Genomic DNA, 26,222 nt, shown 5'->3' on the forward strand with positions numbered 1-26,222 from the left:
TTCATTAGTGAAAACTGAGCATATCAGCGATCTCTTGCAGGGCGTCCTCGGTCAGTTCTTGATCATCAAAATCACTGATCGTCTTTTCTGTTTCGCTTTTGTTCTGGCAGTGTTCGATCAGCTGTAATAAAAATTGACGGCATGTTTCGCTAAGCTGTTCGATGGTTTTGCGCTGAAAGCGGGCATTGTCATAAGTCATATTGACAGTCAATTTTCCTTCTGCAGCGATTGCGCTGATATCCAGCGACTGTTCACGGTTCCATGTTGTGCTGATATCACCTCCGGCACCCAGCGGAGAGAATGAGAAGGCGTCCTCCTCAGGTACTTCAGCTGTGCGGCCGCTTTCAAATTGACCAAGATAATTAAAGCTGATTTCTGGTGCACCTGTGAAATTGATGTCTTTTTTGCCAGGCGGAGTCAAATATTTGATGACACCGTAGCCGAATCCTTTGTCAGGTACACGTCTCAGTGTATCTTTTGTTGTTTTTAGCACATGAACCATGCTTTCTTCCGAATCTGGCAAGTCTGCGTTCAGTTTAATCAATAACGGATAAATGGCGGTAAACCATCCAATCGTCCGGCTCACATCTATTCCTTTTAATACATCCTCTCGCCCGTGGCCCTCTAATGATAGTTTGAAGGCGGATTGATTGGTCCAATGGCGCAGCGCAAGAATGACAGAAGCGAGCAGCATGTCCTGCGTATCAGTGTTATATGCGCTGTTGGCATCTTTTAAGAGTGCTGCTGTCTCTTTCTCGTTTAAGGTAAACGAAATCGTGGACCGTTGTCCCTCGTGTGCTCTAGTTCCATCAATGTGATCAAAAGGCAATGCCTCTGTTTGATACTCTTCGGCCTCGCGCCAATACTTGAGCTGTTTCATGAGCTGCTGGCTTTCAGCGTAGTCAGAGAGCTTTTTCGTGTACGCTTTAAATGAGCTTGTTTTAGGAGGCAGCTGAATCTCTTTCCCGCCGCCTGCAGCTTGGCGATACCCTAAAGCCAAATCTTCAAGCAGAACCCGCCATGAGATGCCGTCAACGACGAGGTGATGAGCCGATAAAAATAAGAAATCACCGTCAATTGTGTGGAAAAGACCGGCTTGCAGCAGCGGACCATTCTTCAAATCCATTTTCTGCTGAATATCAAGTACATGGCGTTTGATAATAGGCTCATACGCTCTATTTCCATCAGTGCCGTCCGGAGCTGACAAATCAATCATCTGAAGGCCGTACAACGCGTCGTCCGAATGACTGAGCGGCCGATTATATTGATCCCACTTTCCTTGTTCATTCTGTGTAAACACCATTCGCAGCGCATCATGATGACACGTTATTGCTTTTAACGTTTTTCGCAGTGCGTCTTCTTGTACAGAGGTGCTTCGATGCAGCATTACGGACTGATTAAAATGGTGTTTTTCTTTTATATCTTGAGAAAGAAACCATTTTTGAACAGGCGACCATTGTACGTCTCCCTCAACCGCAGCTTGGCTGGAACTTGTATCTGAATCACGGATATAAGCTGCCAATTCTTGAATGGTCGGATGGCTAAACAAATCTTTCACTGCCATTTGCTTGCCTATCCGGTGAAGCCGCGCAGATACCTGTAACGCTTTGATTGAATCTCCGCCAAGTTCAAAGAACGAATCAGCTGTTCCGATCTTTTCTGCCCCCAGTACTTCTTTCCATATATCTGCCAGTATTTGTTCCATTTTGCTGGATGGCGGGAGGAATGGACGTTCACCTTCGTGGTTGTATACAGGTTTTGGAAGTGCTCCGCGATCCAGCTTGCCGTTTGGTGACAATGGAAGTGAGTCCAGTTTTTCAATAAACGCAGGGTGCATAAACACCGGCAGCTTGTTTTGTAATTCTGAGCGTACAGCATTTGTGCTCAACCCTGGTTTTGTCACCACATAAGCGCTTAATTCGGTTTGTCCTGACGCTGTTACATGAGCAACTACTGCGGCGTCTTTTACACCCTTTATACACCGGATGACCGATTCAATTTCTTTCGTTTCTACACGGTATCCTCTGATTTTGACTTGATCATCGATTCTTCCGAGATATTCGAGTGTACCGTCGGCCATCCATCTGGCGGCGTCTCCTGTTCGGTACATTCGTGCTTCGGGTTTAAATGGATTCTGCGTGAATGCTCTCTCTGTCAGTTCTGGAAGATTAACGTACCCTCTTGCAAGCCCTGTTCCTGCTATACAAAGCTCTCCCGCAACACCGATTGGCTGAAGCTGATGATTGCTATTTAAAATCAGCACTTGAGTTCCGTCAATCGGCTGGCCGATGCTTACGTATGCCTGCTTTTCCATATGTCTCATGACGGTAGTCGCCACGCTGTTTTCTGTCGGTCCATATTCGTTGGCGAGTTCGGTATGCGGACATATAGCTAAGCTGCGGGCGATCAATTCGCGGTCAGCCGCTTCTCCCGCCAGTGTGACGACTCTAAGCGTCTTTACATCTTCCGGCTGCACTACGTCCAAAAGCGCTCGATATAAAACAGGCACAATAATCATATGTGTAATCCGTTGACGAGACAGCTGATGCTTAATGGCCAGAATATCCTTCGCTTCCTCTTCATGAAGCAAAACGGCTTTTGCACCTGACAAAAGCGGTGTAAACATACTAGTTATAAAGCCGTCAAATGAGAAAGAAAAGAGCTGCAGAATGGTATCTGTCTCGTTGAATGCATAAGCGTTTCGCCGCCACTGAAGAGTGTTAGCAATCCCTTTATGCTCGACCATTACCCCTTTTGGACGGCCCGTCGTTCCTGAAGTATAAATGATATAAGCCAAATGATGGGCAGACGACATTTGCGGCAGCGGCGATTTGTCGTCTTCCTCTACGCTTTCTATCGTCAAGATCTCTCCTTCAAAGTCAGCAAGTACTCCCAGATCCGCTTCATTTATTGTCATCAGCAGTTTCGTTCCGCTGTCGCTGAGGATATAGCGTTTCCGTTCTTTCGGGTATTCAGGATCAATGGGAACGTAACAGCCTCCGGCTTTCCACACACCAAGTATGGATGCTATCATACTGAACGAACGATGCATCATGATGCCTACTGGTGTGTCCGGCTTAACACCTCGGCTGCGCAATGCACGTGCGATTCCATTGGACCACTCGTCAAGCTCCTGATAAGTGAGTGTTTTGTCTCCGCTGACAAGTGCAGAAGCTTTTGGTGTTCGTGCAGCTTGCTGCTCAAACAATTGACTGATTGTTTGAACTCCGTATTGATTCGCTTGCCCGGTGTTAAACTCATTAAGCAGCTGGTGCCGCTCTTCTTGGGTCAGGATGTCGATATGGTTGAGTGTCACCTTCGGGTTTTTGCCGATGATGCTAAGTACATTTGTTAAATGCGATGCCCAGCGTTCAATGGTGGTTTTCTCGAACAATGCGGTTGAATATTCAAAAAGGAAATGAATGTTTCCGTCGCCCTCAGATGCCTGTAGTGTCAAATCGAATTTAGAAACGAGATGAGAAACTTGTGCCGGCTTCATTTGCAAATCATGAAGATGCAATGGCTCGTAATCATTATTTTGAACAACTAACATCGCATCAAACACTGGGTTCCGGCTCATATCTCGTGTCAATTCAAGCTTATCGACAAGCTCTTCGAACGGGTAATTCTGGTGCTCAAAGGCTTCCAATGCTGTCTCACGCACTTCCTGCAAATACTGTACGAATGGCTTCCCGCCCTCCGGGCGCGTCCGAAGCGCCAGCGTGTTCACAAACATGCCGAGTATCGGCTCAAGATCCTTGTGCGGCCGGCCGGCGATTGGCGAGCCGACGATGATATCTTCCTGTCCGCTTAAGCGTGACAAGAACGCGGTGTAAGCCGCAAGGAGCACCATGTACAGTGTGCTTCCGTTTTCTCGTGCCAGCTTGTGAAGGCCTGATGCAACCTCTGGTTCCAGCGTAAATGAGACCTTGTCACCCGCGAAGCTTCGCACCGGCGGGCGGGCATGATCAGCGGGGAGATCCAGCACAGGCAGCTCGCCCTCGAGCTGCTTCAGCCAGTACGCCTCCTGCATTTTGTACGCGTCTCCTGTTTTGAATCCTTCTTGCCATACGGCATAATCTTTATATTGAATGCGCAGCGCCGGAAGCTTCCGATTATTGTACAGCTCGCCGAATTCTTGAATCAGAATGTTGACGGAAACACCGTCTGAAATGATGTGATGCATATCAACCAGCAATAGGTGCCGCTCATCTGATACCTTTACGATTTGGGCACGGAACAGCGGCGCTTGGCTGAGATCAAACGGTTTGATAAATGCGGCTGCGGCCTCCTGTTCGGTTCGTTCGCCGAGAACTGTAGTCTGTAACGTAAACGGCACCTCGTCATGGATGCGCTGCACCGGATCGCCTCCTGCGTCCTGTTCGAAGGAGGTCCGAAGCGACTCGTGGCGCTTGATCAGCTCTTTGAAAGCTCTCTCCATCCTTTCAGGGTTGAGCTTCCCTTCGAGCTCTAACACAGCCGGCATATTGTAGCCTGTCCCTCCGTCCTCCAGCTGCTGAAGGACATAAATCCGCTTTTGGGCAGAGGAAACCGGATAGGTTTCCTGTTTTTCAGCGGGCTTAATCGCTTCATATGGACTGTCCGTTCCTTCACGGATAACGGTAGCCAGTCCTTCTACCGTCGGATGGGCAAACACATCTTTTAGCGGCACCTGTACATCGAATTCTTTGGTGATCCGTGAGACAAGCGCCGTTGCTTTTAAGGAATGTCCCCCGCGGTCAAAAAAGTTGTCGTGAATCCCGACAGGGCCATTTTTCAGCACGTCCTCCCACAGCTGAGAAAGCTTCATCTCAGTCACGTTTCTCGGCGCTGTGTAGGTCTCCGCATCTGCCGCTCCGCCAGGAGCTGGCAGGGCGTTTCGGTCGAGCTTTCCGCTTGGCGTAACCGGCCACTGTTCCATCTCTATCATATAGGCTGGGACCATGTAGCCCGGCAACAGTCTCTCAAGCTGCGCTCGGACTTCGTTTCTTTGGAGCCCTTCTACATAAGCGCATAATTCCGGCTCCCCGCTGTCTGTCCGTACGGTAACGGCCGCCTCTCTTACACCTTCTATACTTCTTAGTGCCGCTTCAATTTCTCCCGGCTCAATCCGGTAGCCGCGGATTTTCACCTGATCATCCGTGCGCCCGAGGAATTCAACATTCCCGTCAGGGAGCCAGCGCGCCACATCCCCGGTTTTGTACATGCGTTCACCCGGGTAAAACGGGTCTTCAAGAAAACGCTCCTCCGTTAATGCCGGCCGATTCAAATAACCTCTGGCAACACCCGCTCCGGCTATGTACAGTTCGCCGATACATCCAACAGGCAGCATCCGCTGATTCTGATTCAGGAGATATAATCTGACATGATGAACAGGTTTTCCAATTGGGATCCGTTCAAGTTTTTCATGCGGCGGACAATCAAAGAATGCAGCTTCTACGGTTGCTTCCGTTGGCCCATAGGAATTGGTTATTGAAACATTTGGAAGCAACTCGTAAAATCGGGAGACAAGATGGGTCCCCAGCTGTTCTCCCCCAGAAAACACTCGCTTGAGTCTGTTTGTCTTAATCGGTACAGAGCGATATTTTATATGTTCTAAAAATGCATGGAGCATTGAAGGCACAAAATGCATAGCTGTGATCTTTTGTTCTTCTATGGCCTTCGCGATCACTTCAGGTTCTTTTTCGCCTCCCTGAGGAAGCAGATAAACAGAAGCTCCGGCATAAGGCCACCAAAACAGCTCCCATATTGAAGCATCGAATGAATATGATGTTTTGTGCATAATCATATCTGAATGCTTTAGCTGATAGCGGGACTGTAGGGAATTCAAAAAATTCACCGCTGATCGATGTTCAATTTCAACACCCTTAGGCATCCCGGTAGAGCCGGATGTATAGATGACATAGGCTAAAGATTGCGGGAGAACATCCACATTCGGATTGGACAAACGATGTGCCAGTCCGCTATTTGTCTGATTGAGATAGACAATCTCTCCTGTAAATTCCGGAACATGAAGGCCGGCAGACTGAAGCAGGAGAATGTTTGTACCGCTGTCCTCCAGCAGAAAGCTGATTCGTTCTTCCGGATAATCCGGGTCGATGGGCAGATAAGCGCCGCCAGCTTTAAGAATGCCATAAATGCCAAGCAGCATTTCAGGTGAACGCTTTCCTATAATGGCAACAGTCGTTTCGGGTTTTACCCCCCGTCCGATCAGCTCCCAGGCGATACGGTTAGCCTGTTCGTTCAATTCTTTATAGGTCATCACTCCATCTTCGAAGATAACGGCCGCCTGATCAGGCGTTTTTTCTGCCTGCTGTTCGAGTGCATAGTGGAGCGTTTGATTCATTGAATAGCCCGTCTCCTCAAACAGATGGCATGATTCAATGAAATCTCGCTCTTCTTCTTTTGTTAAGATTGGAATATTGTCCAATTCTGTTTCAGGACTGGCAGCTGTATGTTCCACAAGCGTGGTGAAAAGGCTGGCCCACCTTTGGATGGTTTCTTTCTCAAACAAAGCTGTACTGTATTCAAACTGACAGAAAAGCTCGGAATCATGCTCTGTAACGTATAGGGAAATATCAAATTTTGATATTGGGTGCTCCAAGTCGTTCCACTGAAGCTGTACATCATTCATTTTTAGCTTTTGCTGTTCCATATTCTGAAGGACTAGCGTTGTGTCAAACAAAGGATTCCGGCTCATTTCCCGCTGCACACCGAGTTTGTCCACAAGCTCTTCAAACGGGTAATCCTGATGCTCATACGCTTCTAGTGCCGTCTGTCTGACTTCTTTCAGAAATTCCTCAAATGTCTTATTACCCGCCGGGCGTGTGCGGAGAGCCAATGTATTGACGAACATCCCAAGAACAGCTTCAAGGTCGGCATGGGGCCGTCCGGCGATAGGTGAACCAATCACGATATCATCCTGACCGCTTAACCGAGACAAAAAGGCTGAATACAAAGCGAGAAGCGTCATATAAAGCGTGCTTCTGTTTTTATGGGCGAGCCGCTTTATGCGGGCCGTGATCTCTTTGTCCAATTGAAAGGTTACTTTCCCGCCTATGAATTGCCGTTCTGCCGGACGTCGTTTATCTGTTGGAAGCTCCAGTATAGGAAGGTCCCCGCTAAACTGCTGCTGCCAGTAAGTCTCCTGCTTTTGGTACGAGTCTCCCTTTTTAAATTTCTGTTGCCATACGGCGTAATCTTTATATTGGATCCGCAATGGCTTAAGCTGCCGGTTTGCATAAAGATCGGTAAATTCTCGGATTAGGAGCTGAACGGATACGCCATCTGAAATGATATGGTGCATATCCACCAGCAATACATGCTTCTCGTTTGACACTTCTATAAGGCCTGCTCTAAATAATGGCGCCTGGCTGAGATCAAAGGGACGGACAAATCCCTCGATAGTGGTCTCTTTACTTAACGTAAACGGCACTTCGGTGTGGATACGCTGAACCGGCTCGTCATCAGCTCCGGATACAAAGGAAGTTCGAAGCGGCTCATGCCGATTGATCAGTTCTTTACATACAGCAGACAGTTTGGCGACATCCAGTGCACCTTCCAGTTCTAAGACCGCAGGCATGTTATAGGCGACACCCTCATCAAGCTGTTGAAGCACATACATTCGTTTTTGGGCCGAAGATACAGGATATGTATCCCTTTCTTCTGCTGGTTCAATTGCTGCATACGGATTTTGTTCTGCCTCTCGAATGATTGAAGCTAATCCTTCAACAGTCGGATGGGCAAAGATGTCCTTTAGCGGAACTTGCACATGAAACTCCTTAGCGATCCGTGACATAAGCACTGTTGCTTTTAACGAGTGGCCGCCATGGTCAAAAAAGTTGTCTTGGATGCCTATATGGCCATTATTCAGTACATCTTCAAATAGTTGTGAAAGCTTTGCCTCTAACAGATTTCGAGGGGCGGTATATGGGTTTCCGCTGATTGAAGCATCTGGCTCCGGAAGTGCTGCGCGATCTACTTTTCCGTTTGGGGTAAGAGGTATGCTGTCAACCCATATCCATTTCGCCGGAATCATGTATTCTGGGAGCTCACTAGCCATATAACTGCGTAAATCTATTGCGTTCAGCTTTTGTACACTGCAATAGTAAGCGCATAATTCATGTTCACCGTTTTGATCTTGCCAGATGAGAATGGCAGCCTCACTAATGTCCGGATGATTCATTAGCGTGACTTCGATTTCTTGCGGCTCAATTCGATAACCTCTGATTTTCACTTGATTGTCTGCCCGTCCGATATATTCGATGTTGCCGTCTTCAAGCCGTCTGGCCAAATCACCTGTCCGGTACATGATCACATCAGGCTTGAATGGATCGGATGAAAATTTGTCGCTTGTCAGTTTATCGTGATTGACATATCCTCTGGCAACACTTGCGCCGGAAATATAGAGTTCGCCTGGTACGCCGCATGGCTGAAGCTGTTTTTGATGATTCAAAATATATAGATCAGTACAGCCTATCGGTTTACCGATTGGCGGAAGCTCAGGAATAGGGTCTCCAGGATGAATGGTATACGTAGATACCACATGAGTTTCTGAAGGTCCGTAATGATTGTGCAGGTGTATGCCGCGTTTACGCAACACATCTTGGAAAAGGTCTGAAATCATTAATTGTTCCCCGGCTGCGATCAGGTGTTTGACGCCATCAGGAAACGAGTTCGCAAGTTCTCGCTCGCTGAAAATCATTTTGATAAAAGCAGTTGGGAGAAACACAATATTCGTCTGATGCTTGTTTATAAATGCAAACAGCTGAGGCACATCTCTTTTTATGGCTTCTGGCACGATGTGCAGTGTGCCGCCTTTCAGAAGCGCAGAAAAAATTTCTTGATAGCAGACGTCGAAGGAAGGCGTCGCAAATTGCAGAACATCTGCTTCAAAGTCAATGCCGGAGTGAGTATATTCGAATTTCAGCAAGTTAGCCATGTTTCGATGCTCAAATTGAACACCCTTTGGTTTACCTGTTGTGCCTGATGTATAAATCATATACAGCAGATCGTCAGCATTGTTGACTGACTTTATGTTACTGCCGTCTACTTTGCTTTCGATATCTTCTGGATGAGTGATAATGTAATTGTCTTCTAACGATGAGGAAAGATGCGCTTGTGAAACAACATGCGAACAGCCGCAATCATGCAGAATATAACGGATTCTGTCAGCCGGGTAATGCGGATCAACCGGAACAATGGCGCCGCCTGCCTTTAAGATACCAAGAACACCTGTGATAAACGCCGCTGAGCGTTCCATCATAATCGCAACGGGTTCCTGTCTCACAACGCCTTTCATTCGTAAATGCCGTGCCAATCTGTTAGCCGCTTTATTCAGTTCTCTGTATGTTAATGAGCAGGCTTGATCAATTACAGCATAAGCATCTGGTGTCTTTTCCGCTTGCTTTTCAAACATGGCATGGATGGTTTCGTAAACTGGTGTTTGATCTGTGATTTCTCCAATCAGCTGCCGCTTTTCAGTATCTGTCGTGATATCGATTTCTTCAGGTGGAAGATTCGGATTATTTAAGATTTGTGATACAGCATTCAGAAGATGCTCTTTGACAGAGAGCACAAAAGACCGATCGTGCTGCTCCGCATCATAGTTCATTTTGATATGAATTTCTTCCCCTGGCGCCACCATAAGATAAAAGCTGTAGTTGGTTTCATCTGCGACAGTGAAATTATGAATCTGAAAAAGATCAGAAGCATGTTCCTGTTTGTTCAGCATTTGAATCTCTTGCTGCACCGGATAGTTTTCAAATACGAGAATATGATCAATCAGCCCTTGTTTAACAGCTGAGCGGGATTGAATCTCATATAAAGGGTGGTAGCTGTACGCTTCAGCGGCAAGACGGTCTTTTTGCATATCTTTTATAAGTTGAAGAAATGGCGTTTTTGCCCCCTGCACCCGAACCGGCATCGTATTAATGAAAAGACCTACCATATGTTCAATGCCTTCGATTTCTGCGGGTCTTCCTGAAATGACAGAACCGAATACGGCGTCATCGTTATTATTATATTTTTGTAGCAGAATGCCCCAAATGGTATGAAAAATCGTACTGAGTGTCACTTCTTCTCTTGCAGCAAGCTCTGAAAGCCTGCTGCTTTCTTCCTTAGAGAATGAAAATGTAACGTGTTCCTGCCTGCTTTTTCCCTTTGTTTTTTTCTGCTTCGGGAGCACGGTTTGCTGTTCGTGGCCGGAAAGATAATGGTCCCAATAAGAAACCGCCTGCTCTTTGTCTTGCTCCATCAGCCATTTGATATACTTTCCGTATGGCTGGACCGGCTCCAATGTTATAGGGGATGCATTTACATAAGATGCGTAAATATGCAGAAACTCCTTTAGCACAATGCTGAGGCACCAACCGTCCATCATGATGTGATGAAAGGTCCAAATACAAGTGTACTGGCTCTCTCCTGTTTGAATCAGAGCGATGCGCATGAGCACATCCTTTTGCAAATGAAACCCCCGGTCCCGGTCCTTTTCTTTCCATTGCTCGATAAACTGTGATTGCTCCGCCTCGTTTAAATGAGTAATGTTTTCTTCCAGTACGATGACATTTCGTTCTCTCAGAACAACCTGCTGGGGGGAGGAAACATTTTGGCTGATAAAAATCGTTCTGAAAATATCATGTCTTTCTACAAGAGCGTTGATGCTGTTTTGAAAAAACTGCGGGTTGACTTTTCCTTCTATTGTAAAAGAAGCTTGCTCAACATACGCCTGTGAATCTTTTTGCAGGAGGGAATGGAAAAGCATTCCTTCCTGCATGTAAGACAGCGGATAAATATCCTGAATTGAATTCGCTTTTGTCATGTTCATGTCTCCTGTCACGATTTTCTACAATTCTTCCACCAAGCTGGTTATGCTGTCCAAGTCCTCTGCCGTTAATGATTGACTGCTGAAATCGCTCAGTGTCTTTTCTGCTTTCTGTTGACCGGCGCAGTGTTTCATAATGTCCAGCAAAAAGTGTTCAATCCTGTTAATAAGCTGTTCCATTGTGTTTCTGTGAAAGCGGGCTGGCGGATAACTAAGATTGAAATGGAGCTTTTTGTCTGCTGCCATTGCACTCATCTCGATGATTTGCTCGCGCTTCCATGTATGAGTGATATCCTTTCCGCTACCAAGGCTTGATGGGCGGAAGGTGTCCTGTCTTTCGATGTCGTTGAACTGGCCCAAATAGTTAAAGCTGATTTCAGGTGTTTTTGAAAACGTAATGCTTTTATTTTCAGGGTGTGTAAGGTATTTCAGCATACCGTAACCTACCCCTTTGTTTGGTATCCGGCCCAGTGTATCTTTAACGGTTTTTACTGAGGTTCCGAGCTCATCCCTATGATTTTCAAAGCTTATGAGGGCCGGGTACATGGATGTAAACCAGCCGACCGTCCTGCTTATATCTAACTCTGGCAGAATGTGTTCTCTCCCGTGTCCTTCCATAGCGATACGGAGCTTGCTTCCTCCTGTCCATTCACAAATCGCCAAGGATGCTGCGGTTAACAGAATATCTTGTGTATCTGTGCCATAGGCGTGATTGACGTTTTGCAGCAAGACGGCGGTGTCTGCTTCAGTCAGTGAAAAGCTTAATGAGTCCCTTTTGCTGAAGTCGATGTTCACATGATGCGGTATTTCATAGGGCAGTTCTGCGGCTTGCTGTTCTTCTACACTTCGCCAATACGCCTCTTCGCGAATCAACTTACTGCTTTGGGCATATTCCTGTATGCGTCTTGCGTATTCCTGGTAGGAATCCGTTTTAGGCGGAAGCTGGATCGTCTGGCCTGCAGCAGCTTGTTGATATCCGGCTGACAAATCCTCCAGCAAAATCCGCCATGAGACACCATCAACGACAAGGTGATGGATCGCAAGGAACAAGTAATCTCCGGTCAGTGTTTTAAACAAAGCGGCGTGCAACAATGGTCCTTCCTGCAAATTGATGCTTTGCTGAAGATCGGCAACTTCTTGTTTGATTTTCGTCTCCCAGCCGCTTTCTGACTGTGAAAGATCAGAGATTCTTAAGCTGTATAGCTGTGACTCATGAATGCCTTGGTTGATTTGAATCCATCGCTTGTCATCGTTGCGATAAACCATCCGAAGCGCATCATGATGCTCCGCCAGTTTTTTCAAGGCTGGTCTAAGGGCGTTTTCAGACAAACGTCCAGAATGGAATAGCATGACAGACTGATTGAAATGGTGTCTTTCTTCAATATCTTGTGAAAAAAACCATTGCTGAACAGGCGTCCAAGGAACGTCACCCTGAATGGGTCCTTGCTCTATGATTCTCTCTGACTTACGGATAAATGGTGATAAGTCCTTTATCTTTGGATGACGGAATAAATCACTTACCTGCAAGCTTAGTCCATAGCGCCCAAGGCGTGCAGAAACTTGAAGGGCTTTGATTGAATCTCCGCCCAATTCAAAAAACGAATCCTCTATTCCGATCCTCTGGATGCCTAGAACCTCCTGCCAGATCAATGCCAGCTGCTCTTCAAGTTCGTTGCGTGGCGGGATGTATGTTTGTTTAGATGCGAAATCTGGTTCAGGCAGTGCTTTCCGGTTCAATTTGCCGTTCGATGTGAGCGGAAGATTCTCCATTTCAATGATATACGCCGGAATCATATAATTAGGCAGTGAACACGCGAGAAGTGAACGCACTTGTTCAGCATTCGTGCCTGCTTTTACGCTGATATAGCCAAACAGCTCTTTGCTCCCGGTCTGGGCTGTACGTGCTAACACTGCGGCTTCTTTGACCCCGTCTATTTGACGAAGTGCTGATTCGATCTCACCCAGCTCCACACGATAGCCTCTGACTTTTACTTGATCATCAATACGGCCAACGTACTCAATTGTGCCGTCAGGAAGCCAGCGCGCCAGATCACCTGTGCGATACAGTCGATCGCCAGGTGCAAATGGATGTGGGACAAATTTCTCTTTCGTTAAATCAGGACGGCCCAAATATCCTCTGGCGACGCCATCTCCGCCGACACAAAGTTCACCGACAGCTCCGACCGGCTGCAGCACTCCCCATTGATTTAAGATATAAGCGGTGGAATTACCAACCGGCCGCCCGATCGGAATGGAAAGTTCATATGTTTTTTGAATGTGAAGGCATGTCGAAAAAGTTGTATTTTCGGTAGGGCCATATCCATTCCATATAGATACTTCAGGGCAGACATTTCTGATTCGATTGACGTGGCTCGGCGACAAAGCTTCTCCGCCAATAATCAAATGTTTCAGCTGTGAAAATGTTTGTTCATTTTGTTCTGTCAAATGATTGAATAGAGAAGATGTCAGCCAAATCGTTGTGATTCCTTGATGTTCTATGTACCTCTTAAGCTGATGGGAATCGAGAAATGTTTGTTGATCGGACAGATGCAAAGCGGCACCATTTAGCAGCGGTCCGAAAATTTCAAATGACCCAACGTCGAAACCGATTGATGATGTCATCAGAAGGCGGTCTTCAGGTGTAAATGTAATATAATTGCTGTTTTTAACAAGACGAATTACACTTCGCTGCTCAATCATGACACCCTTTGGTTTACCGGTTGATCCAGAGGTATAAATGATATATGCGAGTGAATGTGGCCCTGCTGAAGAATCAACGTTCTTCGTTTTTTCTTGCTTTTGAATATCTTCGATTATGATTTGTTCACATTCAATGTCTAATAGTTGTTTTTCTGTTTTTTCAGATTGAAGGAGTAATGCCGCCCCGCTGTCTGACAGCATATAAGCTATTCGTTCAACAGGCAGATCAGAAGCAATAGGCAGATAAGCTCCCCCGGCTTTTAGAATGCCCAGCATTCCTGCAATGAGTTCTGGTGTTCTGCCTGTCAACAAGGCTACAACACTATCAGGCCCTACGCCCTTTATCTGTAGAACTGAGGCAATTTGATTTGCCCAGCTGTTCAGGTCCTCGTAAGTGAATACTTGGGTGTCGCTGACAATTGCTACAGCATTAGGCGTTTGTTCTGCCTGCATTTCAAAGAGTCTGCTGATGGTTTCATTTCTTGGATAATCTATTTTTGTACGATTGAGCTCGTGGATAAGGTAATGGGTCTCATCCTCATTCAGGATATTTATTGTTCCGAGAGCGGCTTTGTTGTCTTTGATGATGGAGAGTAACATATTGATGAAGTATTGAAGCCACTTTTCTATCGTTTTTTTCTTATATAAGTCAGTACTAAACTCCATTTGGAACGTCAGCAAACCGCGGGGCTGTTCCTGGGCATATAGGGTTAAATCAAATTTGGACGTTTGATGCCCATTGTTTGCTGCAGGTTTGAGACAAAGTTCATCCAGCTCCAACGATTCCTGATCCATATTTTGAAGAACAAACATTACGTCAAACAGCGGATTTCTGCTCATATCTCGTGTCAATTCAAGCTTATCAACAAGCTCTTCGAACGGGTAATCTTGGTGCTCAAAGGCTTCCATTGCTGTCTCGCGCACTTCCTGCAAGTACTGTACAAACGGCTTCCCGCCCTCCGGGCGCGTCCGAAGCGCCAGCGTGTTCACAAACATGCCGAGTATCGGCTCAAGATCCTTGTGCGGCCGGCCGGCAATTGGCGAGCCGACGATGATATCTTCCTGTCCGCTTAAGCGTGACAAGAACGCGGTGTAAGCTGCAAGGAGCACCATGTACAGTGTGCTTCCGTTTTCTCGTGCCAGCTTGTAAAGGCCTGATGTAACCTCTTGATCCAGCGTAAATGAGACCTTGTCACCCGCGAAGCTTCGCATCGGCGGGCGGGCATGATCAGCCGGAAGATCCAGCACAGGCAGCTCGCCCTCGAGCTGCTTCAGCCAGTACGCCCCCTGCGTTTTGTACGCGTCTCCTGTTTTGAATCCTTCTTGCCATACGGCATAATCTTTATATTGAATGCGCAGTGCCGGAAGCTTCCGATTATTGTACAGTTCGCCGAATTCCCGAATCAGAATGTTGACGGAAACACCGTCTGAAATGATGTGATGCATATCAACCAGCAACAGGTGCCGCTCATCTGATACCTTTACGATTTGGGCACGGAACAGCGGCGCTTGGCTGAGATCAAACGGTTTGATAAATGCGGCTGCGGCCTCCTCTTCGGTTCGTGCGCCGAGAACTGTAGTCTGTAACGTAAACGGCACCTCGTCATGGATGCGCTGCACCGGGTCGCCTCCTGCGTCCTGTTCGAAGGCGGTCCGAAGCGACTCGTGGCGCTTGATCAGCTCTTTGAAAGCTCTGTCCATCCTTTCAAGGTTGAGCTTCCCTTCGAGCTCTAACACAGCCGGCATATTGTAGCCTGTCCCTCCGTCCTCCAGCTGCTGAAGGACATAAATCCGCTTTTGGGCAGAGGAAACCGGATAGGTTTCCTGTTTTTCAGCGGGCTTAATCGCTTCATATGGACTGTCCGTTCCTTCACGGATAACGGTAGCCAGTCCTTCTACCGTCGGATGGGCAAACACATCTTTTAGCGGCACCTGTACATCGAATTCTTTGGCGATCCGTGAGACAAGCGCCGTTGCTTTTAAGGAATGTCCCCCGCGGTCAAAAAAGTTGTCGTGAATCCCGACAGGGCCATTTTTCAGCACGTCCTCCCACAGCTGAGAAAGCTTCATCTCAGTCACGTTTCTCGGCGCCGTGTAGGTCTCCGCATCTGCCGCTCCGCCAGGAGCTGGCAGGGCGTTTCGGTCGAGCTTTCCGCTTGGTGTAACCGGCCACTGTTCCATTTCTATCATATAGGCTGGGACCATGTAGCCCGGCAACAGTCTCTGAAGCTGTGCACGCACTTCGTTTCTTTGGAGCCCTTCTACATAAGCGCATAATTCCGGCTCGCCGCTGTCTGTCCGTACGGTAACGGCCGCCTCCCTTACGCCTTCTATGCTTCTTAGTGCCGCTTCAATCTCTCCCGGCTCAATCCGGTAGCCGCGGATTTTCACCTGATCATCCGTGCGCCCGAGGAATTCAACATTCCCGTCAGGGAGCCAGCGCGCCACATCCCCGGTTTTGTACATGCGTTCCCCCAGGTAAAACGGGTCTTCAAGAAAACGCTCCTCCGTTAATGCCGGCCGATTCAAATAACCTCTGGCAACACCCGCTCCGGCAATGTATAGTTCGCCGGCGACACCGGAAGGCTGTACGGCTAAATGCGGATCTAAAACATACAAACGCGCACCAGGTACGGGCTTCCCAATCGGAATCCGCAAACGGTCTCTGTCCCGTTCTGGATCTAACACGTAAAATGCCGCGTCTACCGTGGCTTCTGTCGGCCCGTAGCCATGGATTAATGATACCTGCGGCAATACAGAAGCAAAACGGGCTGCCGTACGCGGCGCAAGCGGTTCACCTCCGGCGAATACACGCTTTAGGCTTGTCCTGTCACTCAGCCTTTCGATTTCCGCTTGATCGAGAAAGCTGTTCAGCATAGCCGGAATAAAATGAGCCGTTGTCACGTTTTCCTGATGAATGGCTTGTACGATCAATGCGGAGTCTTTTTCCCAGCCGGGCGGAAGCAGATACGCCGAAGCACCGGAAAGAGCCCACCAAAACAGCTGCCACACAGACGCATCAAAGGAAAAAGAGGTTTTCACCATGACAATGTCATCTTCCGAAAGCCGAAACTGGTGCTGCATGCCGGTCAGAAAGGAAACAGCCTGGCGGTGCTCAACGGCCACTCCTTTCGGCTGCCCGGTAGAGCCCGATGTATAGATGACATAGGCGAGAGATCCGTCGCTAACAGAAGCAGACACATGACGTTTTACTTCTTCACACTCAAGAGATGTCATGTCCACTTCAAGCGTTTCGCCAGAAAAGTTTGGTGCGGAGCATCCCGGCTGTGTCAGCAAGAGCGATGCCCCGCTGTCTTTCAGCATGTAGCTCAGCCGCTCCTTTGGATACGCAGGATCAAGCGGCAAATACGCCCCTCCGGCCTTCAATACAGCAAGGACAGCGATCAGCATGTCAGGTGAGCGTTCAGACAGGACACCGACGATACTTTCGTTTGTGACGCCGCGTGCCGCAAGGTGCGCAGCCAGCCGGCTGGCGTACATATCAAGCTCAGCGTATGTCAGCGAACCGCCTGAAAAGCGAATGGCCAGCCGCTCCGGTGTGACTGCCGCCTGTCGTTCAAACAGCCCATGCAGGGTTGGGGCTTCAGGTGAAACAGATACTGTCCTGTTATTTTGAGAAACGATTTTCCGTGTTTTGTCCTCATCTAGCAACGTCATCTTTGACACAGGAAGAGATGGATCAGAGATGACGTCAGAGACCATGTGCAGCAAATAATCTTTTATTTCGGACATCATGCTTGGTTGATAAGCGCTGGTCTGAAAATGAATCCGAACGTACAAGGTACGGCCTGGGATCACTTTGACACTGCAACTATAATTGGTCACCTCTTCCATCTCAAAATCTTTGACGGAGAAATCAAATGACCCCGCTTGATTCAGCTCTTCGATCTCTTGCTGGGTAGGTGTATTTTCAAAGACGATAATATGATCGATCAACTCTTGCTTTAGAGCACTCTGCGCCTGAATATCATACAAGGGAAAGTAACTATAGGCTTCTGCCTCATTCATGTCCTTTTGCATTCTCCTGACTAGGTCAGAAAAAGACAGAGAATCACTTTGGGCTCGAATAGGAATGGTATTGATAAAAAGCCCGACCATGTTTTCCACATCTTTTAGCTCAGAAGGTCTGCCTGATATAACTGAACCGAACACAGCATCGCTGCTGCGATTGACCTTTTGAAGCATAATCCCCCATAAAGCTTGGAAAACAGTGTTTAGTGTCGCACCAGAAGCTGCTGCGATTTTCTGTAATTCGGCGGTTTCTTTTTCGGGAATGGCAAACGTGATCTGCTGTAGTGTCCCATTCGGAATTTGATCTGTTCTTTTCGGCAGGGGTGTAGATTTTTCGAAATGCTGAAGCCTCTTTTTCCAGTACTCAGCTGCTTCTTCACGATCTTGCTGCATCAGCCATTTAATATACGTCCCGTACGGCTGTACGGGAGGCAAATCAGGAAGCTGGCCTTTACCCAGCGCTTGATAAATATGGAGAAAGTCTTTAATGACGATGCCTAAACACCAGCCATCCATTAAAATATGATGGTGGCTCCAGATACAGACATAATGATCAGGCGCCCATTTTAAAATAGATATTCTCATCAGTACATCCGTTTGGAGATCAAAGCCTTTGGATTTGTCCTGCTTTTTGAATGCCTCGGTACAATGTTCTTTATCCCTTTCATTGAGATGGGAAATATCTTCAATATGAATAGGGCAATGACGTTGCTTGAGCACGACTTGACGAGGTTTGGCTACATTTTTATAGATGAATGCTGTTCGAAAGATATCGTACCTGTCAAAAACAGCATCCATACTTTTTTGGAAACGCTCCAAGTCAAGCTGTCCATGGATCGTAAAAGAAGCCTGTTCAAAATAAGCTCTCGACTGTTCATCATACAGTGAGTGAAAAAGCATCCCTTCCTGCATAAATGACAAAGGGTATATATCCTGTATTTCAGGTTGCTGCGGCATCAGTGAATCTCCTCTCCTATAGTTTGTTGACGGCTCCCATGATCTCACTCAATTCATCAAGCGTTAAGTCTTCATCAGTGAAATCAGATGCGCTCCACTCTTGGTTTTCTTTGCCGGTACAATGCTCAATGATGTTTTCCAGAGTCTGTTTAAAATGCCTGGAAAATGTTTGGATTGTTTTTTCCTCAAATTGAAACCTGTTATAGATGATGTGCATGTTCAGGCACCCCGAAGAAACGGCGCCGCTGATATCCAGTGCATAAGGACGCTCCCAGTTCGGGCTGATCTCATTTCCTGGCTTGATGTCAGACACCTCAAAGGCATTTGATTGAATATCCTGATCAAACTGGCCTAAATAATTAAAGCTGATTTCTGGGCTGTTTTTCTGAGAGCCCCATCTTTTGCTGATATATTTCAGCACGCCGTAGCCCGCGCCTTTATGCGGTATACGGTGCAGCATATCTTTTGTCTGTTTAATAAGGTGGCCCAGCCGCTCTTCTTTGTCCTTATGATCGGAATCTCTCATATCAAGCCACACAGGATAAATGGAGGTGAACCAGCCAACAGTTCTGCTAATATCGATGTCCTCAAGATATGATTCCCTTCCATGGCCCTCCATGCTGATTTTAAATTGGTTATTTCCCGTCCATTTCTGCAAAGCAAGACCTAAAGCTGTCAGAAGGATATCATTCATCTCCGTGCTGTAAGCTTTATGTGCAGCCGTTAATAGTAATTCTGTGTGATGGCGAGATAGCTCAAAATCAATCACTTCTGTATCTTTGAATGTGTTAGATGCTGCGTCATTGTCTTTTGGAATAGGCTGGATGTGACGGTTCTCGCACTCATCCCAGTACGCTGCTTCGCGCTGCACCTGGCGGCTTATAGAGTAGTCAGCTATTCTTTGTGAATACGTTAAATATGAATCTGTTTTTTGCGGCAGTTTAATAGATTCTCCTGAGACTGCCTGTTTGTAAGCTGTTGAAAAATCCTCAAACAAAATGCGCCAAGAAACCGCATCAACAACTAAGTGATGAATCGTTAGAAATAAATGGTCACCATTCTCGGTTCTAAACAATCCAGCGTGAAGTAAGGGGCCGGTTTCCAAACGAATATGTTCTTGCATCCGGCTGGCTGCTTCCTCAATCGTGTTCCGGGCTTCTGTTAGGCTATCCTTTACATCAAACAGTTCAAGTGCATATAGCTCCTCATCTGAAAGATCTATCCCTCTGTTTATCTGCACTTGCCTGCCATCTTCATGCCGGCATACGATTCTCAGTGCATCATGATGAGTCACAAGGCTTTTTAGTACTTTTCTAAGCGCAGCCTCATCAAATCGTTCAGCCCGGTAGATCATAACGGATTGGTTAAAATGATGGCTTTCCAGAGATTGCGAGAAAAACCACTGCTGGATAGGTGTCCAAGTAATCTCGCCTTCGACCGGGCCTTGGTCAATGGCGCGTACGTCTTTTCGAACCCGGGCGGACAGTTCACCAAGAGTCTGATGTTCAAACATCTCACGTACTGTCGTTTCAAATCCGCGCTGCTTCAGTCTGGCACAAACCTGCAGCGCTTTAATAGAGTCTCCGCCAAGCTTAAAGAAATTGGCGCTTACACCCAGCTCATCTACATTAAGAAGCTCTTCCCAAATTTCAGCCATCACCGTTTCAATCTCATTTCTAGGACTGATATCATCAGCTGTATAAGCTTGTTTTTCAGGCTCTGGCAGGGCTTTCTGATCGAGCTTTCCATTAACAGTCACCGGGATGCTGTCAATTTGTATCATACGGGCAGGCAGCATAAAGTCAGGCAAGGCGTTTTTTAGGTAAGTTCGGATGTCTGATATATTCGCAGCCTGTTGATCTTTTATCACCATATATGCATATATAGCTGTTTGCCCTTGCTCGTCTGCTCTGGTAATGACAGCCGCCTCTTTAATCATTGGATACTGAAGAAGTGCCGCTTGGATTTCGCCTAACTCAATACGGTGCCCTCTGACTTTCACCTGCTCATCAATGCGGCCTAAGTATTCCAGCTCGCCATTTGACAGGCGCTTAGCAAGATCTCCTGTTCGGTATAATCTGTCTCCCGGAAGATAAGGATTGGATACAAAACGGTCAGCGGTCAGCTCATCTCTGTTGAGATATCCCCGTGCCACACCTTCGCCGCCTATATACAGCTCCCCTGGAACTCCGGTCGGCTGCAGGTTCATATGGGCATCCATCACATGAGCCTGCAGAGTAGAAAGAGGCCGGCCGATATTGCTTTTATTTTTTGCAATGTCAGCTGAGGACAATTTTTTGAATGTTACATGGACCGTTGTTTCTGTAATACCGTACATATTAATCAAATCAGTATGAGGATATTTTTCATTCCAGCTTTGAAGCAATCCGGGCTGTAAGGCTTCGCCGCCAAAAATCACATAGCGGATGTTTAAATGATCTGTATGATTTTGGTCTTCAAGCATCAAGCCGTAAAAAGCAGTCGGGGTCTGATTGAGTACAGTGACGCGCTCTTTTTTTAACAATAATCGGAATGCTTGGGGGTCACGGGCTGTTTCTTTAGAGACCACGACTAATGTACTTCCGTTCAATAACGCACCGAACATCTCCCATACAGAGAAATCAAAGCAATAAGAATGAAATAACGTCCAGACGTCTTCATGGTTAAATTCAAAAGGCAGGTTTTGATGCTTCAAGAGACTGATCACATTGCGGTGCTCGACAATGACTCCCTTTGGCTGACCAGTCGTTCCAGATGTGTATATCACGTATGCGGGCTGATCCGTTACTATTTCTTCAATGTTTACATCAGCCGGAATTGAGTTGTTTTCACATTCATCGATATACAAAATATGCCCGGTGTAGTCTGCAGGTTTGTTTAGACCGCGCTCTGTCAGCAGCAGTTTTGCTCCGCTGTCATTGAGCATAAAGCTAATACGCTCCTTGGGATATTCAGGATCAATCGGCAAATAGGCCCCGCCAGCTTTTAAAATCGATAAAACGCCAATGATCATATCAGGTGACCGATCGAGCATCAGACCGACGATATCGCCAGTTCTGACCCCTTGTTTGATCAGCATAGCAGCTGCCCGCTCGGCTTTTTCATTCAGGTCTCGATACGTAAGCTGAGAATGGCCGCACACCACTGCGATATGCTCCGGATACTGAGCTACTTGCTTTTCAAATAAGCTTACTATGTTTTCATTTCTCGGATAAGCTGCATACTGCCCCATTTTTTCAAGGAGTAACCTACGCTCTGCAGCAGGAAGCAATTGCATGTTCGAAATTCTCATCTCAGTATCCGCCGTTACCCCTTTTACCAATTCAATAAAATAGGATGCCCACTGCGTAATGGTTTCTTCTTCAAAAAGAGCAGTGCTGTATTCAAAACGGCAGCGTATTCCACTCAGATGCTCCTCAGCATGTAATGTTAAATCGAATTTAGATATATCATGTTTAGGAGTGACAGACGAAATCGACAGACCAGGCACTTCGAACCGGAAATCTTCACTGCTTTGAAGCACAAGCATCGCATCGAACAGCGGGTTGCGATTTACCTCTCGATTTGTATCGAGCTTATCTGCCAGCTCCTCAAAAGGATAATCCTGATGCTCGTAAGCGGTCAGAGCCAGGTGGCGAATGTCATGCAAATAGGAGCTGAACGTTTTGTGGCCCTCGGGCTTGCTGCGCATCGCCAATGTATTGACGAACATTCCGATGACGCGCTCCAGATCAGCGTGCGGTCTTCCGGCAGCAGGCGAACCGACAACAATATCCTCTTGCCCGCTTAGCTTAGATAACAAAATAGAATAGACAGCCAGAAGAATCATATACAATGTTGTTCCCGTTTCAGCCATTAAACGGTGCAGTTCATCAGCCATGTCTTTATCAATGTTGACTTCAATTGTTCCACCCCTGAAATCAGGGAGACGCGGCCTTGTTTTATCAAGCGGTAATTCTAGTGTAGGAAGACTCCCGCCAAGCTGACCGAGCCAGTAGGCCTCCTGTTTTTTGTATAGCTCTTTCGGGTGCTTCTCTTGCTGCCAAACAGCAAAATCCTTATAATGCAGGTTTAAAGCTGGCAACTCTTTTCCGCAATATAAGTCAGTAAATTCTTGGACAAGAGTGCTCATCGAGACACCGTCGGCAATAATATGGTGCATATCGAGCAGCAAAAAGCCGCGATTATTGCCCATTGTAATGACACATGCTCTAAAAAGCGGACCGGATGATAGATCAAACGGTTTGATAAAGGTCTCGATTGCAGACTCAAGCATTTGTTCTGATTCCATTTCAAGCTCTTTTAGATCAAAAGCCATCTCTGGATAAATGATCTGCACAGGCTCGTCTCTGTCAAGCACAAAAACAGTCCGTAATGCTTCATGCCGATTCACAAGTTCTGTGAGAACGCTTCTCAACCGCTGGCGATTCAGATTTCCGCGTAATTCAAGTACAGCTGGCATGTTGTAGCCTGTGCTGTCATCTGCCAGCTGATGAAGAGCATATAATCGTTTTTGCGAGAAAGACAGCGGATAGACATCTCTTTGATCCGCAGGTTCAATCTGTGTAAAAGCGTGTTCTTTTAAGCTCATCAATTTGACCGCCATGCTTTCAACCGTCGGATAAGAAAACACCTCACTGAGCGGCAGCTCGACATTAAGCTTTTTATGTATTCTTGATACCAGTGCGGCCGCTTTTAAGGACTGTCCGCCTAACTGAAAGAAATCATCACGAATGCCGATGTGCTGTTTATTCAGCACATCTTCCCAAATATGTGCGAGATCAGCTTCGATTAAGGTTCGGGGCGCCATATATGTGACACTCGTATTGTTTTCTGGTTCAGGAAGCGCAAACCTGTCAAGCTTGCCGCTGGATGTTAATGGCATCTGGCTGATGTTGATAATACTTGCTGGGATCATATAGGACGGCAATGTCCCGGCAAGATGCTGATACAAATCTGGGAGGCTGTTTCCCTTTTCCGGAACGATATAAGCAACGAGCTCCTTTTCCTCAGCAGAAACATCACGGGCCAGTACCGCTGCTTCTTTTACCCCCGGTGCTTGTCGAAGAACTGTTTCAATCTCTCTCAGTTCAATACGATAACCCCTAATTTTCACTTGATCATCAAAACGTCCAATATATTCAATCGTTCCATCAGGCAAAAAGCGGCCTGCATCACCTGTTCGGTATAAACGCTCCCCTTCAAGGAATGGATGATCGGAGAATGCTTTCTGTGTCAGCTCTTGCTGTTTGTAGTATCCTCTCGCAAGACCCGCGCCGGAAATACACAGTTCACCCGCCGCGCCGATCGGCTGCATTTGATTTCCGTGCAAAACAAATACTTTTGTGTTTCTGATCGGGTGTCCGATCGTGATCCTCTCTTTTTTATTCAGATGCCGCAATATTGTTGTTGCCACACTGTTTTCTGTGGGCCCGTATTCATTTGCCAGTTCAGCAGAAGGACAAATTATTTGATTCAACTCAAGCAGATCAGGCGTGACCGCTTCACCCGCAAATGTAACAATACGAAGACTTTTTGCATCGTCAGCAGTCATCACTTCCAATAACACCCTGTACAGGGAAGGAACAATGATCATGTGGCTGACCTTATAACGGGCTATTTTTCGCTTAAGGGCCAGCACATCCTTCGCTTCGTCATCTGTTGTCAGCAGTACGCACGCACCAGATAAAAGCGGGGTAAATAAGCTCGTTACACAGCCGTCAAACACGTACGAAAACAAATGGAGGGATATATCCTGTTCGGTCATGCTATACTCTTCCCGTCTCCATTGCAATGTATTGGCAATACCGTGATGATCAACTAAAACCCCTTTAGGGCGCCCCGTCGTTCCCGACGTATAGATCAAGTAGGCTAGATCACCTGGGGGCATATTTGGCGCTTCTGTTTGGTAACTTTCTGTATGTTCTATCGTTATCGTATTTCCTTCATAGGACGGAGGGATCAAGGAAATAAGGTCTTCTTCTATCAGTAATTGAGCCGCTTGACTGTCCTTCAGCAGGAAAGAAAGACGTTCTGCTGGAAAATGTGGATCAAGCGGCATATAAGCGCCGCCTGCTTTCCAAATCCCAAGCAAAGCTGCAGGCATTTCCATTGACCGGCCCATCATCACAGCCACGATATCTCCAGATCTAACGCCTTTTTCTATCAGGGCGTGCGCAATCTGATTGGCTCTTATATTTAATTGGCGATAGGTCCAGCAATCGTCTCCCATTTTTAATGCAGCCGCTTCAGGTGTTTTGCGGGCTTGTTCCTCGAACAATTGGGGTATCGTTTTGTTCACATAAGGACGCTCAGTTTCGTTAAACGATTGGATAACCTGTTGCTCCTCCGGCGGCACGATATTGATGTCACTGACGGCAACATCGGGATTTGTCAAAATGCAATCCAGTGCTTGCTTTAGATGCCCCTGAATCCTCAGCATCTCCTCCCGCTCGTAAACGTCTGCGTTGTAGCTGAATTTGATATAAAATGATTCTCCCGGAACGATAACGATATTAAAGTCGTAATTGGTTTGTTCCGACATTGAAATGTCACTCAGCTTCAGAGCGCCTTCGTCATTTTCACTCTCCACGCTTAATGCCTGATGAAGCTGTACAGGGTAATTTTCAAAAACAAAAATATGATCGATCAACCCTTGCTTCAATGGACTATGGTTTTGAATTTCATAAAGCGGATAATACCCATGCTGTTCAGATGATAAAATATCCTCCTGCACGGCTTTGACCAGCGAAGAAAACGTTATGCCTTCCGCAGATCGGATTCGCACTGGAACAGTATTGATAAACAAGCCGACCATTGATTCAATCCCGTCAATCGCTGACGGGCGTCCCGAAATGACGGACCCAAAAACGGCATCATCTGCAGCATTATATCGATGGAGCAGCACGCCCCAAATACTCATAAACAACGTGTTTAATGTCACTCCCCAGTTTTGGGCAGCCTCTGTCAGTTTCTCAACCATTTCCTGCGCTAATGAAAAGCTGATCTGGTCGGCTTTATAATCCCCGTCTGCCGTACGGCGCTTTATTCGGGGAATAGAAGCAGTATTGCCGTACTCCTTCAAATATTCGCTCCAGTAGGCAGCGGTCTCTTCTTGATCTTGTTCTCCGAGCCATTCAATATAACGGCTGTACGGCACCGTGCTGCCAAGCTGTACAGGTGAGTTATTTTTGAGCGAATCATACATGCTGAAAAACTCTTTAAGAATAATGCCGAGACACCACCCATCCATGATGATATGGTGATGTGTCCAGACACATGTATATTGGCTGTCTCCTCTATCAAAAAGGGCAAGACGCATTAAAGGATCTTTTTGCAAATCAAATCCTTTTTCCCGATCCTTAGTCATAAAAGCATCAATCAGCGTCTGCTGTTCTTGATCAGCCAGGCGAGAAATATCTTCTCTATATACTGTCAATTCCCGGTTTGATAAGACTACCTGCTGCGGACCTGTAAGATCTGGTACTTCTTTAATGAAAATCGTTCTGAAAATATCATATCTAGAAACAAGAAGGTTTAAGCTCTTTTGAAACGAGTCGACGCATAGATTCCCTGTGATCGTAAACGAGGTCTGTTCGATATATGCTTTCGAGCTGAAATCCATTAGTGAATGAAACAGCATTCCTTCCTGCATGTGCGATAACGGATAAATATCTTGAATTTGTGCCGATTGTGCCATCAATTCCACACA

The 26,222-nt window shown here is 46.7% G+C and carries 3 protein-coding genes; all 3 read right to left on the reverse strand.

Features of this window, described 5'->3' with window-relative positions; genetic code table 11:
- Positions 1-4 precede the first annotated feature (4 nt).
- From ppsD to ppsB, 3 genes are read right to left on the reverse strand one after another with little or no spacing between them, the layout of a single operon-like run.
- The gene (gene ppsD / locus MHB62_RS09755) at positions 5-10,819 is read right to left on the reverse strand and encodes a plipastatin non-ribosomal peptide synthetase PpsD (RefSeq protein ID WP_404978349.1); all 10,815 of its coding nucleotides are present in this window, start codon (positions 10,817-10,819) and stop codon (positions 5-7) included.
- 24 nt (positions 10,820-10,843) lie between these two features.
- Positions 10,844-18,511 carry a plipastatin non-ribosomal peptide synthetase PpsC gene (gene ppsC / locus MHB62_RS09760; RefSeq protein WP_089172562.1) on the reverse strand — a complete coding sequence of 2,556 codons (7,668 nt, stop codon included), beginning with the start codon at positions 18,509-18,511 and terminating at the stop codon, positions 10,844-10,846.
- A gap of 16 nt (positions 18,512-18,527) precedes the next feature.
- Positions 18,528-26,210, reverse strand: coding sequence for a plipastatin non-ribosomal peptide synthetase PpsB (ppsB, locus tag MHB62_RS09765; protein ID WP_032723105.1), 7,683 nt, complete (start codon positions 26,208-26,210; stop codon positions 18,528-18,530).
- Positions 26,211-26,222 lie beyond the last annotated feature (12 nt).

It is taken from the genome of Bacillus sp. FSL K6-0255 (assembly GCF_045040725.1).
In the GTDB taxonomy this organism is placed as follows: domain Bacteria; phylum Bacillota; class Bacilli; order Bacillales; family Bacillaceae; genus Bacillus; species Bacillus subtilis.